This window comes from Streptomyces sp. NPDC059874, assembly GCF_042731135.1.
Lineage (GTDB): Bacteria > Actinomycetota > Actinomycetes > Streptomycetales > Streptomycetaceae > Streptomyces.
In genome coordinates, this window is record NZ_JBHWJY010000033.1 from 44,572 (window position 1) to 58,301 (window position 13,730).

General features: G+C 71.4%; 13 protein-coding genes. 4 read left to right on the forward strand and 9 right to left on the reverse strand.

The genetic code is table 11. From position 1 onward, the window contains the following. The 5 genes from ACFV9H_RS20225 to ACFV9H_RS20245 all read right to left on the reverse strand — a co-directional run. A partial coding sequence (locus ACFV9H_RS20225; RefSeq protein WP_385400049.1) for a beta-ketoacyl synthase N-terminal-like domain-containing protein occupies positions 1 to 451 on the reverse strand: 451 nt, incomplete at its 3' end. Between the two features lie 15 nt (positions 452 to 466). Continuing rightward, entirely contained in the window at positions 467 to 1,174 is a 708-nt protein-coding gene (locus tag ACFV9H_RS20230) for a phosphopantetheine-binding protein (protein WP_385399945.1), read from the reverse strand. A 32-nt stretch (positions 1,175 to 1,206) separates the two neighbouring features. Further along, positions 1,207 to 1,878, reverse strand: a complete 672-nt coding sequence (locus ACFV9H_RS20235; RefSeq protein ID WP_385399948.1) for a ScbR family autoregulator-binding transcription factor — start codon at positions 1,876 to 1,878, stop codon at positions 1,207 to 1,209. Between the two features lies 1 nt (position 1,879). Then, positions 1,880 to 2,713, reverse strand: a complete 834-nt coding sequence (locus ACFV9H_RS20240; protein ID WP_385399951.1) for a BTAD domain-containing putative transcriptional regulator — start codon at positions 2,711 to 2,713, stop codon at positions 1,880 to 1,882. A 237-nt stretch (positions 2,714 to 2,950) separates the two neighbouring features. Continuing rightward, positions 2,951 to 3,586 (reverse strand): ScbR family autoregulator-binding transcription factor, encoded by a 636-nt coding sequence (locus ACFV9H_RS20245; RefSeq protein ID WP_385399953.1) that lies wholly within the window; start codon positions 3,584 to 3,586, stop codon positions 2,951 to 2,953. Positions 3,587 to 4,090: 504 nt separating this feature from the next. Between ACFV9H_RS20245 and ACFV9H_RS20250 the strand changes: the two genes are divergently transcribed. Continuing rightward, positions 4,091 to 5,011, forward strand: coding sequence for a ScbA/BarX family gamma-butyrolactone biosynthesis protein (locus ACFV9H_RS20250; protein WP_385399956.1), 921 nt, complete (start codon positions 4,091 to 4,093; stop codon positions 5,009 to 5,011). Positions 5,012 to 5,291: 280 nt separating this feature from the next. Beyond that, positions 5,292 to 5,963, forward strand: coding sequence for a ScbR family autoregulator-binding transcription factor (locus ACFV9H_RS20255; RefSeq protein ID WP_385399959.1), 672 nt, complete (start codon positions 5,292 to 5,294; stop codon positions 5,961 to 5,963). Here ACFV9H_RS20255 and ACFV9H_RS20260 read toward each other — a convergent pair. Both ACFV9H_RS20260 and ACFV9H_RS20265 read right to left on the reverse strand, forming a co-directional pair. Next, a complete protein-coding gene (locus tag ACFV9H_RS20260; RefSeq protein ID WP_385399962.1) occupies positions 5,906 to 7,480 on the reverse strand; it encodes an FAD-dependent monooxygenase in 1,575 nt (524 codons plus the stop codon). The two genes, ACFV9H_RS20255 and ACFV9H_RS20260, sit on opposite strands and share 58 nt — an antisense overlap. A gap of 129 nt (positions 7,481 to 7,609) precedes the next feature. Next, positions 7,610 to 8,965, reverse strand: a complete 1,356-nt coding sequence (locus ACFV9H_RS20265) for an AMP-binding protein (protein WP_385399965.1) — start codon at positions 8,963 to 8,965, stop codon at positions 7,610 to 7,612. A 263-nt stretch (positions 8,966 to 9,228) separates the two neighbouring features. Between ACFV9H_RS20265 and ACFV9H_RS20270 the strand changes: the two genes are divergently transcribed. Further along, positions 9,229 to 9,726: a DUF1772 domain-containing protein gene (locus ACFV9H_RS20270; RefSeq protein ID WP_385399967.1), complete on the forward strand. Its 498-nt coding sequence runs from the start codon at positions 9,229 to 9,231 to the stop codon at positions 9,724 to 9,726. Between the two features lie 86 nt (positions 9,727 to 9,812). On the opposite strand, the gene ACFV9H_RS20275 is transcribed toward ACFV9H_RS20270, so the two are convergent. Both ACFV9H_RS20275 and ACFV9H_RS20280 read right to left on the reverse strand, forming a co-directional pair. Further along, complete coding sequence (locus ACFV9H_RS20275; protein WP_385399970.1) at positions 9,813 to 10,382, reverse strand: DUF1772 domain-containing protein; 570 nt, start codon at positions 10,380 to 10,382, stop codon at positions 9,813 to 9,815. A gap of 278 nt (positions 10,383 to 10,660) precedes the next feature. After that, entirely contained in the window at positions 10,661 to 12,109 is a 1,449-nt protein-coding gene (locus tag ACFV9H_RS20280) for a multicopper oxidase family protein (protein ID WP_385399973.1), read from the reverse strand. A 198-nt stretch (positions 12,110 to 12,307) separates the two neighbouring features. Here ACFV9H_RS20280 and ACFV9H_RS20285 point away from each other — a divergent pair, with 198 nt between their 5' ends. Continuing rightward, positions 12,308 to 13,702 carry a pyridoxal phosphate-dependent decarboxylase family protein gene (locus tag ACFV9H_RS20285; protein ID WP_385399976.1) on the forward strand — a complete coding sequence of 465 codons (1,395 nt, stop codon included), beginning with the start codon at positions 12,308 to 12,310 and terminating at the stop codon, positions 13,700 to 13,702. Positions 13,703 to 13,730: the final 28 nt, after the last annotated feature.

The window sequence follows — 13,730 nt, forward strand, 5'->3', positions numbered from 1 at the left end:
GGTGCCGCTCTTGGTTTTTTGGTTCTTCGTCTGGGGGGCCTTCCCCCAGCCCGTGGGTTGCCGGCACCCGGGGTGTTTGGGTGGTTGTTGGGGGGGGGGGGGGGGGGTGGGGGGGGGTTTGGGGGGGGGGGGGGGGGGGGGGGGGGGGGGGGGGGGTGCCCCGGCCGCCGCACAACAGGTGCCAGAACGCCGCCAGGTCGGGGGCCCCCGGATAGCGGCCGGCCATCCCCACGACGGCCACCGGGGCGGCCCGCACGGGCAGTTCCCGCGCGGCGGGTTCGTGCGGCGCGGACGCGGAGGCCGGTGGATCCGGGAACGCGGGCGCGGCGGCCACCGCGTCCATGGCGTTAACGCCGTTAACGCCATGGACGGCCGGCGCCAAGAGGGCGACCGCCTGCCTCCGGTCCAGGGTCCCGTCCTTGAACCGGGTCAGGATCTCCCGCTCGTCCATCGCCCCCGTCTCCCGTCAGACCTGGGCCCGGCGGGGCAGCAGGACGAGCGCCTCGGCCACGCTGAGCCGCCCGTCGTGCAGGGCGTCCAGCAGCAGTTCGAGTTCGCGCACGGCCGGCGGCGTGGTCGGAGCCCCGGTCCGCTGCGCCACGTACGAAGCGAGCGCGTCCAGCGTCGGGTACTCGTGCAGCACCACGGCCCGTTCGTTCAAGCCGAAGACCCGGTTGACGACGGCGACGAACTCGGCCCCGAGGAGCGAGTCCACCCCGAGCCGTGGGAACGGGGTGTCCGCGTCCACGTCCCAGCTGTCGCAGCACAGGATCGCGGTGAGCTGCTCGCGCAGCACGTCGACGATCTCCCTGCCCGGCACGGCGGGGGCGGCCCGGACAACGGGGACAACGGGGACGACGGGGTCGGCGGCGGCAGGGCGGACGGCGGGCGCGGCCTCGACAGCCGGCACAGCCGAAGCGGCCCGCACCACCTCCCGGGCGAAGGCCGCCGGTGTGGGGTGGTCGTAGAGGTCGCTCGCACACAGGCCGGTCCCGTGCCGGGCGTTGACCACGGCCACGAACTCCGCGATCAGCAGCGAGTCGAGGCCGAGGAACTGGAAGGTCTGCTCGGGGTCGATCTTCTGCGGGTCGACCCGCAGTACGTCGCCGAGCACCCCGATGAGGTCGGGCAGCACGTCGGCGGCGCGGGGCGGAGCGGAACGGTCGTTCGTCATCGGTGACTCCTCCATACCGGCGCCGATGCGGGTCAGCCGGCGCTGCCCGAGAATCCGTGCGCGTACGCGGCCGCGGGCACCGCCGTACGGAAATCGCCCACCGCGCCCTCGGGGACGAGGCCGGGCAGCAGCAGCGTCCACAGCGCGACCACCCTGCGCTGGAGTTCCGCGCCGGGCATTCCGGTGCCCGCCAGCACCTCGATCCCGCACACGGCCGCGGCGACGAGTGATTCGGCGCTCTCCCAGGAGCATCCCTCGCGCAGTTCGCCCTCCTCCCGGGCCCGACGCAGCAGCCCGCAGGCCGCCGTGACCCAGACCCGATGGAAGTCGGTGACGCCCGGCCGGGTACCCGCGCACTCCTTGGCGATCCGGAAACTGGCGGGCACCGCCGGTTCGTCGAGCAGCGAGCGGACCAGCCAGTGCGTCGCGTCGACCAGGGCCTGCAGGGGAGAGATCCCGGATGCGCGCAGCACGCACAGGGACTCGTCCAGCAGGGCGCGGCCCCGCTGCTGGACGGCCTCGGCGAGGTCGTCCTTGGATGCGAAGTGGAAGTACAGGGCGCCCTTGGTCACCCCGGCCGATGCGGCGATCCCGCCGAGCGTCGCGTTCGCGTAGCCGTTGCGGTGGAACGCTTCGGCCCCGGCGTGGACGAGCTTGCGGCGGGTCCGCTCGGACCGCTCCTGCGTGCTCGCGCGTGCGGCCATGTCAGCCCACGCGTACCAGACGTCCACCGCCCGCCTCCGGGACCTCCGACAGGCTTTCGGGGCCGGCCATGAGGATGGAGCGCTGCAGCCGGCGCAGCGAGGTGGAGGGTTCGAGGCCCAGTTCCCGTACGAGCGTCGCGCGCAGCCGCTGGTAGACGTCGAGGGCCTCGCCGCGGCGGCCGGAGCGGTGCAGCGCGAGCATGAACTGGCCGTGCAGGTTCTCGTGCGTGCGGTACTGGCTGACGAGCACGGTCAGTTCGGCGAGCAGCTCGCGGTGGCGGCCGAGCCGCAGGTCCGCCTCGATGCGCTGGTCGAGGGCGCAGAGCCGGGTCTCCTCCAGCCGCCTGATCTCCATGTCCAGCTGGATCCCGCCGTGTACGTCGGCGAAGGCGGGGCCGGACCACAGGGCCAGGGCCTCGCGCAGTTTGCGGGCCGCGCCGGGGAAGTCGCCGGCGTCCATGGCCCGGTAGCCCGTTCCGGAGAGCCGCTCGAACTCGCGGACGTCGCTGAGACCGCCGCCGCTGTCGAGGAGATAGCCGCCGGGCAGGGTGACGAGTACGTCCTTGGCCGTCCGCCGCTCGCCGTCACCGGGCGGGCTCTGCTCCAGGGCGGCCGCGATGAGGGTCCGCAGCTGCAGAACGTAGGTCTGTAAGGTCGTCCGGGCGCTGCGCGGCGGGGTGCCCGCCCACAGCTCCTCGATCAGTGCCGATACCGGGACGACCTGGTCGGCATGGAGCGCCAGTATCGCCAGTACCTGTCGCGGCTTGGGGGCGGTCGGCGTGACGGAGATCCCCTGCTCCCGCACCGCCAGTGAGCCCAGTACTTCGATGTCCACGCCGTACTCCCCTGTCCTTGGATGAGCCTCACCCAGTTAAAAACAGGTCCCACGGTTTGTCAATACAAAACCGACCGTGCTGTTTTATATTCATGAGCCATCTAATGAGCCCTCAGAACCGCCCCTGACCTGCTGGTTTGCCGTTCACGCGGGAACAGGCCGTCCACCCAGGAAGACTCCAGAGTCGCTCCAGAACGAACCGATACGCTGAGAAACAGACCACCTGGACTGCCCCGCCTACAAGGGGTGGGTCCCGCCGACCTCCAGGTCCGCGAGCAGTGCCGCCGGCACGAGCGTCGGCAGCAGCAGCCCCCAGAACCGGGTGACGGTGGACGCCGAGAGCCACTCCGCGTCCCTGGCCCCGAGCACCTCGAACCCCACGGTTGCGGCCACCACGGCGCCCCCCGCGTCCCCGGCCGCCACCCCGGGGCGCAACTCGCCCCCGGCGGCGGCCTGTTCCAGCGTCTCCTCGACCCAGCGCCGCCACTGCTCGCGCAGGTCGACCCGCGGCACTCGGGACACCTCGCCGCTCAACTCGAAGCCGGCCCTCAGCACGACGTCCCCACGCAGGGCGCCGGCGATTCCATGAGTGACGTCGACCAGGAGCTGCACCCTGCTCGCCCCGAGCGGGAGCACGGCATCGGTGACGGCCAGCAGCCGGGTCAGCGCCGCCTCCTCGACCGCGTCCGCCAGAGCGGCCTTGTTGGCGAAGTGGAAGTGCAGCGCCCCGTTGCTCACCCCGGCCAGCGAACTGATCGCGGCGAGCGACGCGACCGGGAAGCCCTCCCGGTCGAAGACCTCGGCCGCGGACCGGATCAGGGCGTCACGCGTACGCGCCGCGCGTTCCTGTTTGACCATGGAGTGCTCCGTCACTGCGAGAGGGTGCCGCGCCCACGGAGGAGCGGGCATGGCGAAGGCGCCGCCCGAGAATGCGGTCCCGCTCGACACCCCAGCCTAACAAACCGCTTGCGCGGTTTTTAGCCCCCGTAGGGACCGGCACACAGGCTCGGCGGAGCCTGATCAACCTCACCCAGGGCGTTCGGCAGATTCCATGCCGGCGCTTGAGAACGGCTCGCGCCCCACTCGACGAACCCGGCGACGGAAGAGGGCCCGGGGAGGCGGGGCAAACCGGGGCGGAACGCAAGCAGCGCTTTCCGACCAGGGTCAACGGGCAAGTCGAAGAAGATCGCTCCACTTCACCCGAAAACGGATGGTCGAGAACCGCTAGAAATTAAACCGGCTGGTCTGTATCTTCCGTGCCTCAGAGACACCGCAGCCCTTCGCCATCGAAGCCCAGGGGGAGCAATGTCCGCGAGCACGTTTCGTGTAGAGCGCACCACGGCCAACCACACCGCAGCCGGAAGCTCCACGGCTCCCATGCCCCAGCTGAACGGCTTACCGTCCCTGACCGTCACCGTTCCCAAGGAACTCGTCCACCGTGCTTCCGTCGCCGAGGTCGTTCTCACCGACTGGCAGCGCCTGGACGAGGACCGCTTCCTCGTGACCGCGCAATGGCCCCGCGGCCACAGCTTCTTCACCCCGGTGGCGGACGGCTACCACGACCCGCTCATCGCGTGCGAGACGGTGCGCCAGTTCTGCATCCTCCTCGGCCACGCCGAGTTCGGGATCCCGCTCGGGCACCAGTTCCTCATGCGGGAAGGGGGGATAGCCGTACGGCCCGAATACCTGCGCGTCGGCTGGTCGCCGGCCACTCTCCACATCGAGATCACCTGCACGGAGGTCGAGCGCCGCGGCAAGAACGTGTCGAAGCTCAGCTTCGAGTCGGTCTTCTGGCGCGACGGGGACATCGTCGCCACCGGAGGGGGCTCGTTCTCCTGCATGGCGCCCGCGGTGTACCGACGCATACGTGGCGAGCACAGCCTCGACAGCGCCTGGCACCCGCTCCCGCTGATCAGCCCGGCCGCGCCGCAGAGCGTCGGCCGCATGTCTCCCATGGACGTCGTCCTCTCCCCCACGGCCGAACCGGACCGCTGGCAGCTGCGGGTGGACACCCGTCACCCCGTGCTCTTCGAGCACCCGGTGGACCACGTCCCGGGCATGGTGTTGCTGGAGGCCGCCCGGCAGGCCACGGCCGCCGTGCTGGGCCGGTCCTCCTACCTCCCGCTCAGCATCTTCAGCGAGTTCAGAAGGTACGCCGAACTGGACGCACCCTGCATGATCCACGCCCGCCGGGTCCCCGGAGGCCCCGACGACGGGGGCACGGTCCTGGTCACCGCCCATCAGGACGGCGTCCTCGTCTTCAAGTCCACGGTCACCGCGGGGTCGCACGGCTCCTGACGGCGCGCGTCCGTCCGTACATCCATACGCCCGCCGAGCGGACACCGGCCGCCTCACGCCGGCACCCCGCCCTGCACAGCAGCGCTTCGACCACCGCCTCGGGATGGAGCCGGCCCATCTCCGTGCGCGCCCCGGGTTCCCCGCTCCTGATGACGTTCCCTTCCACCCCACTGTTTCGCTCTGGCATATCCGCCGACGACCATCACTCGCTGTAAGATACGAACTCGGCGGTTTTTTTAATGACGCTCCACGCGTGAACCCTGGGGAGGGAGGAAGCAGAATGGCTGAACAGGTACGTGCCGTCCGCACGCGTCAGGCGATCCTGTCGGCGGCGGCGAAAGTGTTCGAGGACCACGGCTACCAGGCGGCCACGATCTCGCAGATCCTCACCGAGGCCGGGGTGACCAAAGGGGCTCTGTACTTCCACTTCCAGTCGAAGGAAGACCTGGCCCAGGGGGTGCTCGCCGAGCAGGACCACCGTCTCGTCCCTGCCGCCCAGGCCTCCAAGATCCAGCAGATCCTCGACGGTGTGATGATGCACGCGTACCGCCTGCAGACCGATCCCATGGTGCGCGCGGGCGTCCGGCTGTCGATGGACCAGCAGGCACACGGCCTGGACCGCAGTGGCCCCTTCCTGCGCTGGAGCGAGGCCTCGTTGCCCTTCTTCCAGGAGGCACAGGACCAGGGCGAACTGCTGCCGCACGTCGTGCTCACCGAGACCATCGACGTCATAGTGGGAGCGTTCGCCGGCGTTCAGGCCATGTCCCAGGCCATCTGCGACTACCGCGACCTGGCGAGCAGGGTCTCCGCACTGATGCGTCATCTGCTGCCCAGCGTGGTGGTGCCGGCCGTCCTCGCGTCGCTCGACCTCTCCGAGGGCCGGGGAGCCATGGTCTACGCCGAGGCACTCAAGGCGGCCGACGAGCAGGAACTGGTGAGCAGCACCGGCTGACCGGCCGCACCAGCCGCACCGGCCAGGCTCCCCCCGCCGCCACCGCGTACGTCGTCGACGACGTACGCGGACAGGGCGGCCGACAGGTCCGTCGCTCCCGGCGTCCAGGCGATGTAGCCGTCGGGCCGGACCAGGACGGCGTCGTAGGGCACGTCGGGCGTGCGCAGCGCGCGCACCACGTACAGGGTTCCCTCCCACGAACGCGCCTCGTCCTCGAAGGCGGCGCCTTGCTCACCCAGCAGCAGGAGCAGCGGGCGGCCGTCCCGCAGAAGCCGGATCACATCGGTCTCGCCCGCCTCCGTGTGGAGCGCCGCGTTACGCAGGAACGTTCCCGCGCCGGGCGACGGCCGGGCGGGGTCCGCCGAAAGCACCGTGTCCTGCGCGCTGATCATGCCACTGAGCAGCCTGCGGCCGCCGTCCACGGCGAGCACTTCGGTGAACAGCGCGCGCAGGGCGTCCGGTTCGGGGCCCTGCCGCATCAGGGCGAGCTGGGCCAAGGTGTTCTCGACGACCCGCTCGGCGGCCGGCCGGCGCTCCGAGTCGTAGGTGTCGAGCAGCTCCGTCGCGGCCCTGCCGTGCACCGCGAGCGCCAGCTTCCAGGACAGGTTGAGGGCGTCCAGCACTCCGGTGCTGAAGCCCTGGCCACCGATCGGGAAGTGCACGTGCGCCGCGTCCCCCGCCAGGAAGACCCGCCCCTCCCGGAAGGTCCGGGCCAGCCGGACGACGTCGCTGAACCGGCTGAGCCAGCGGGGCTCCTCCATGGCGACCTCGTGTCCGGCGATTCGGGACACCTCCCGCCGCAGTTCCTCCAGCGTGGGCGGCAGCTGCCGGTCGGCGTGGGCGCCGGCACAGTCGAGGGTGCGGATGTGCATCCCACCGTCCGGGGCGCGCTTGGCGCCGATCCAGCCCCGGTCCGTACGCAGCGAGCCCTCGGACAGCGCGCCCGGGCCGGTGAGCGTGACCGTGCCCATCAGCGCGGTGACCGTGGCCGGCTGCGTGTCGAAGGCGATGCCCGCCAGTTCACGGACCGTGCTGCGCGACCCGTCCGCCCCCACCGCGTACCGGGCGGTGCAGGTGACCGGCCCTTGTGACCCTTCGGCCGTGACCGTCACCCCGTCCGCGTCCTGGGCGAGGTCCGTGACCCGGTGCCCGCGCAGGATCCGCGCTCCGGCCGCCCGGGCGCGTTTCTCGAAGCGGCGCTCGAGCTTCGACTGGGGGCATTTGAGGATCGGCCGCGGTTCGGTCTCAGGGACCTCGATGAGCAGACCGGGCAGACCGGCGAAGTGGAACGGGCTGACGGCTCCGGCGCTCCCCGCCGGCCGGCTCGCGGCCGCCGGTAGGTGGCCGCGCCTGGCCAGGCTCTGCACCGCTCTGGCGTGCAGGGTGTTCGACTTGGGCCATTCGGACACCCGGTCCTGCGGTTCGAACAGGACGGTGTCGACTCCGTACGCGGCCAGCTCGGCGGCGACGAGCATGCCCACCGGCCCCCCGCCCACCACGACCACGTGCGCCTGCATGCGACGTAACCCCTGCACAGCGGTGCCCTCCCCATTGGCCCGTGCCCATCCGGCGGGCGGAAATATACCGGGGAGCCCGTTTGTTTTCCAGGTACGGGGGCTCCCCCGATCCGCTCAACTACGCTTGTTTCAGCGGGAGTTGGGATCGAACTCGCCCTCCAGCAGCAGCTTCTTCTGCGGCTTGCCCATGGCGTTGCGCGGCACCGCCGCGACGAAGCGCACCTCGCGCGGCCGCTTGTGCACCGACAGGTGCGCGGCGACGAAGTCCGTGAGCTCGGCGCCGGTGACCCCCTCGGCGACCACGTAGGCGACGATCCGCTGCCCGAGGTCCGCGTCCGGCACGCCCACCACGGCCGCCTCGCGCACCTTGGGGTGGTCCAGCAGGGCGTTCTCGATCTCGCCCGCGCCGATCCGGTAGCCCCCGGACTTGATCATGTCGATGGAGGCGCGGCCCACGATCCGGTGCACGCCGTCCGCCTCGTCGACGGCCGCGATGTCTCCCGTACGGAACCAGCCGTCCTCGGTGTACGCGGCGGCGGTGGCCTCCGGCCGGCCCAGGTACCCGGAGAACAGGGTGGGCCCGGTCAGCTGGAGTTCGCCGATCTCCGCGCCCGCCTCGGCCGCGATCCGCGTGACGATGCCGGGCAGCGGGGTGCCGACCGTGCCGGGCCGCACCTCGCCCCCCGCGCGCCCGCTCACGGTGATCAGGGTCTCCGTCATGCCGTAGCGCTCCACGGGGCGGTGCCCGGTCAGCCGCTCCAGGTCCCGGAAGACGGGCGCGGGCAGGGCGGCGCTGCCGGACACCAGCAGCCGGGCCCCGGACAGCGCGGCGGCGGCCTCCGGTGCGGCGGCGATACGGGACCACACGGTCGGCACCCCGAAGTACAGGCTGCCGCCGGCCGCGGCGTAGGCCTCGGGCGTCGGCCGCCCGGTGTGCACGAGGCGGCTTCCGGTGCGCAGGGCGCCGAGCACTCCGAGGACCAGCCCGTGGACGTGGAACAGCGGCAGCCCGTGCACCAGGGTGTCGTCGGCGCTCCACTGCCAGGCTCCGGCGAGCGCGTCCAGGTCGGCGGCGATCGCGGCGCCGCTGAGGACCACGCCCTTGGGCGGGCCGGTGGTCCCGGAGGTGTACAGGATCAGCGCGGGTTCCTCGGGCGCGGCGGCCTTCCCGGACCATGAGGCCGAGCGCCGGGCGAAGTCCACCTCGACCTCCGCGGCCCCCGAGTCGCGCAGGATGTGCTCCCGCTCGGCGGCCCCGGCGTCGGGCGGCAGCGGTACGCAGGGCACCCCGGCCAGCAGCCCGCCGACCACCGCGGCGACGGTCTCCAGTCGGGGCGTCGCGGTCACCGCGAAGGCCGGGGCCCCCGCGACGTCCGCGGCCACCGCCCCGGCCGCGCCGAGCAGTTCCTCGTACGAGGCGGTGCGGCCGGCGACGGTGACGGCGTCCGCGCGGTCCCCGTACGCACCTTCGAGTGCCGTGAGCACGATGATTCCCCTCTGTGGTCCCGGCCCAGCCTGCCGGACTCGGGGACGGTCGCGCGACCCCTGTCCTCACGACCCCGGACGCGACTGCTCGGCGCCGCTGTTCGACACGGCCGCTCAAGATGTGATGGAGGGCCGCTCGAATCTTCCGCGCCGCCGGACCGCTCCCCCCGTATAGTCGCCATGCCTTGACTATTTGATGACCCGTTCCCGAAGAATCGATGACCGAGACCCTCCGAGGACGGACGACGAGCAGGGGGAGAAGTATGGAGACCGCACGGCTGGCCTCGCTCATCGCCGCCACCCTCACCATGGGCCTGGTCAGCGGCCTGTTCTACGGCTTCTCCGTCTCCGTGATGCCGGGCCTGAAGCGCACCGACGACCGTACGGTCATCGAGGTCATGCAGCAGATCAACAAGGCCATCCTCAACGGCTGGTTCGTCCTCGGCTACATCGGCGCGTTCCTGTTCACCGCCCTGGCGCTGGCCCTGCACGTCCCGTCCGACGGCCGTGACGCGCTGCCCCCGCTGATCGCGGCCCTGGTCTGTTACATCCTGTCGATGGGCCTCACCAACAAGGTGAACATCCCGCTGAACAACGCTCTGGAGAAGGCCGGCCCGGTCGCCCGGATCAGCGACCCGGCCGCCGTCCGCCGCGCCTTCGAGGGCCCCTGGGTCCGCGCCAACGTCTGGCGCACCCTGCTGTGCACCGCGGCAGTCGGCTTCCTGGCCTGGGCCCTGTACCTGAACGGGCAGCTCGGCTGACGTCGGCACGCGCGAAGTCCCCCGGTCGGGTGGGCCGGGGGACTTCGAGGTGGTGCGTGGGGGGATGAGGACCGGCGGGGTCAGGGTCAGCGGGTGGCCCGGCCGTAGAGGATCAGGGCGCGGGACAGGGCGGTGAGGGCCACCGTGCACAGCAGGGTGCGGATGATGTTGGTGGACACCCAGGTGGTCTTGAACTTCTCGACGATCGAGAAGTCCGTCAGCTTCGCCGCGTCGCCCGCGTCGGCCAGCTCGTTGTTCAGCGGGATGTTCACGGAGAAAGTGATCATCAGGACGACGAAGTAGGCCAGGGCGGCTGCCCCGACCCAGATCGCCACGCCGCGGCGGCCCTTGCGGTACTCGATGACCGCCGAGGCGGCGGACGCGAGCAGGGCGATGACGAACGCCATGCCGAAGAGCCCGTTGCCGTCGATCTTCTCGTTGAAGGCCTGCATGGCGCTGACGTACGTGTGGTCGTCGCCCGCGGCCAGACCCGGCATCACCGAGACGTCGAAGGCGAAGAACAGGCCGGCCATCAGGCCGACGAGCACCGTCGAGACCAGGAGGAGCGCGGTGGCGAGCTTGGAGCGCTCGGCGGCTGCCGGCGCGGGCTGCTGGGGCGGGGCGTAGTAGCCGCTACCGGCCGGATTGGAGTTCATGGGACATCCTCATCTGGGTGGTGGGAGTGGTGCTCGCCCTCGGCACGGACATCCGATCGTGGCATTCTCCGGGACACCCGGCCATCGGTTTCCACCAACGCTCGATCAGGACTCGAGCGGCAGAACTCGTACGTGGACTGGTGCGTGACTCATGCGTGACTCATGCGGAGACTCGTGGGGGACACGGCCGGACATGGTCTGTTGCCCAGGATTCTTCCTACGGATCCTCGGCTGACCCTTGAGCGGGCGTCGAGCGGAGCCGTGGCACGCGCCGACCCCTACCGGACGCGGAAGTTGGCCATCATCCCCATCGCGGAGTGGTCCAGCAGGTGGCAGTGGTAGACGTACGTCCCCCTGTAGGTGCCGAAGGTGGCGTGCAGTTTCACCGTCTCGCCGGGGAAGAGCCGGACGGTGTCCTTCAGGCCGGCCTCGGACGGCGCGACCGGGGCGCCGTTGCGCTCCAGCAGCCGGAACTGGACCAGGTGCATGTGGAAGTTGTGCGGGACGATCTTGTTCGCGTTGGTGACGGTCCAGATCTCCGAGGTGCCGTGCGCGATGGTCTGGTCGATGCGCTGGTAGTCCCACTGCTGGCCGTCCATCAGGCCCCTCGGCTCCTCGCGGCCGTCCTCGTCCATGCTGAGGACGATGCTGCGCTGCACCGTCGCCTTCGCCATGGCCGGCAGCGTGCGCAGTACGTCGGGCACCCGGCTCGGGTCGGAGGCGGTCCGTACGACGTCGAAGCGCAGCACCTTGCCCACCTGGTCCGGGGTTCCCGGGCCCAGGGTGTTCTCCAGGACGATCTTCGTGCCGACCGGGTAGCGGGAGAAGTCGATGACCACGTCCGCGCGCTCCGCCGGGGACAGCCCGACGGTGTCCGTCGTGAAGGGGCGTTCCAGCAGCCCGCCGTCCGTGCCGATCTGGATCATCTGGCCGCCGTCCGACAGGCGCAGCTGGAAGAAGCGCATGTTGGAGGAGTTGAGCAGCCGGAAGCGGTACTTCCGGGCGGCCACCTCGAAGTAGGGGCTCGGGCGGCCGTTGGCGAGGATCGTGGTCCGACCGAAGACGTCGTCCATGACGTAGACCAGCTGACCGGCGTCGTCGAAGCGGGCGTCGCGCAGCGCGATCGGGACCTCGTACTGGCCGGCCGGCAGCGGCAGCGACCGCTCGTTCTCGTCCGAGAGCAGGTAGGTGGCGGACAGGCCGCGGTAGACGTGCTCCGACTCCATGTGGTGCGCGTGGTCGTGGAACCAGAGGGCGGCGCCCGGCTGCTGGTTGGGGTAGGTGTAGGTGCGCGAGGTGCCCGGCCCGAAGGTGTCCATCGGGCCGCCGTCGTTCTCCGGTGAGACGTTGCCGCCGTGCAGGTGTACCGAGACCGGCATGCCCAGGTTGTTGCGGTGCCGGATCGCCACGGTCCGCCCGGAGCGGGCCCGCAGCACCGGGCCCGGGAAGCTGCCGTTGTAGGTGAGGACCTTCGTCTGCACCCCCGGGATGATCTCCCGCGCCACTTCCTTGATGGTGACGGCGTACGTGTCCTGGCCGCCCAGCACGGATATCGGCGCGAGCACCGGCAGCGTCGGCATCCGCACGGTGAACGGCGCCGGGACCGTGACCGCCTCCGTGGCCTGCGCGGACTGGGCGCTGAGCAGCGGCACCAGCCCACCGGTGGTGAGCAGGCCCGCACCGGCCGCGCCGATGGCGCCGCCGAGCACGCTGCGTCTGGTGACCATGGGTTTCCTCCTGGGAAGGGTGGGGTGCTCACGGGAGTCGCGCCGCGAGTGCACCAGAGCCCGCTCGCGCGTCACTCGAACCCGGATGGGGTGAGGTTGCGCGGGCCTTGCGGGGGCCCGGCAACCCTTCTCGTGCGTACGTACGACCGCGTACGCCCGACTTGTGCCGCCTCCCGGCGGCCGCTGGGGGAGGCTCCCGTGGACCTGCACGACCTGCACGACTTACGCGACTGGCTGCCGCGCGCGCTCGGCGTGGCGGAGCGGTGGGGCGGGCAGTTCGGTCCGTACGAGACCCATGACGCGCACCGCGTCCACCCCGACGCGTTCGCCGAGGCCTTCGACCGCCTCGCCAAGCGGATGGACCACAACTATCCGTTCTTCCACCCGCGTTACGCCGGACAGATGGTCAAGCCGCCGCACCCGGCGGCCGTCACCGGCTACCTCACCGCGATGCTCTTCAATCCGAACAACCACGCCGCGGAGGGCGGCCCGGCGACCACCGAGATGGAACGCGAGGCGGTGGCCGAACTGGCCGCCATGTTCGGCCTCGCCGCACACGTCGGGCACCTCACCACCAGCGGCACGATGGCCAACCTGGAGGCCCTGTACGTCGCCAGGCAGCTGCACCCGGACCGCGGGATCGCGTACAGCGCCGAGTGCCACTACACCCACGAGCGGATGTGCCACGTCCTCGGCATGGAGGGCCACCGCATCCCCACCGACGCCCGTGGCCGCATCGACCTCGGCGCGCTGGAGGGCGCCCTGCGCGGCGGGCGGATCGGCACGATCGTCGTCACCACCGGCACGACCGGCCTGGGCGCGGTCGACCCGGTGCACGAGGTCCTGCCCCTGGCCCGCCGGTACGGCGCCCGCGTGCACGTCGACGCCGCTTACGGCGGCTTCTACGCGATCCTCGGCCGCTCAGCCACCGGCGACATCGACCCGGCACCCTGGCGGGCGATCGCCGAATGCGACTCGGTCGTCGTCGACCCCCACAAGCAGGGCCTGCAGCCCTACGGCTGCGGGGCGGTCCTCTTCCCGGACCCGCGGGCCGGCCGGCACTTCGCGCACGACTCCCCGTACACCTACTTCACCGACTCGGACCTGCACCTGGGCGAGATCAGCCTGGAGTGCTCGCGGGCGGGCGCGGCGGCCGCGGCCCTGTGGCTGACCCTGCAGCTCCTCCCCCTCACCCCGGACGGCTTCGGCCGCATCCTCACCGCGAACCGCCGGGCCGCCCTCCACTGGGCGGACCTGCTGGAGGGGTCCGAAGACCTCACCCTCTACCAGCGCCCGGACCTCGACATCGTCACGTACTACCCCACAACCACCGACGGCTCCCTCTCCTCCATCGACGCGGCCTCGGACCGGCTTCTGCGCGACGGCATGACGGCCGAAGCCGACCCGGTGTTCCTGAGCGTGCTGCGGGCGGACGCCGACGCGTTCGTACGCCGCCACCCGCGCGCCGTGCGGGACGCGGAGGCGGCCCGGGTGATCCGCAGCGTCCTGATCAAGCCGGAACACGAGCACTACCTGCCGGCACTCCACGCCCGCGTGTCGGAACTCGCCGCACTCGGCCGCACACCGGCCTGACCGCGGCGCCCTCTCCCTTCCCCTCCCC

Coding starts and splice junctions, on each gene's coding strand:
- ACFV9H_RS20235 (WP_385399948.1), bottom strand. CDS start 1,878: ATGGCCGCACGCGCGAGCACGCAGGAGCGGTCCGAGCGGACCCGCCGC.
- ACFV9H_RS20255 (WP_385399959.1), top strand. CDS start 5,292: ATGGCTGAACAGGTACGTGCCGTCCGCACGCGTCAGGCGATCCTGTCG.
- ACFV9H_RS20270 (WP_385399967.1), top strand. CDS start 9,229: ATGGAGACCGCACGGCTGGCCTCGCTCATCGCCGCCACCCTCACCATG.
- ACFV9H_RS20275 (WP_385399970.1), bottom strand. CDS start 10,382: ATGAACTCCAATCCGGCCGGTAGCGGCTACTACGCCCCGCCCCAGCAG.
- ACFV9H_RS20280 (WP_385399973.1), bottom strand. CDS start 12,109: ATGGTCACCAGACGCAGCGTGCTCGGCGGCGCCATCGGCGCGGCCGGT.
- ACFV9H_RS20230 (WP_385399945.1), bottom strand. CDS start 1,174: ATGACGAACGACCGTTCCGCTCCGCCCCGCGCCGCCGACGTGCTGCCC.
- ACFV9H_RS20260 (WP_385399962.1), bottom strand. CDS start 7,480: ATGCAGGCGCACGTGGTCGTGGTGGGCGGGGGGCCGGTGGGCATGCTC.
- ACFV9H_RS20250 (WP_385399956.1), top strand. CDS start 4,091: ATGCCCCAGCTGAACGGCTTACCGTCCCTGACCGTCACCGTTCCCAAG.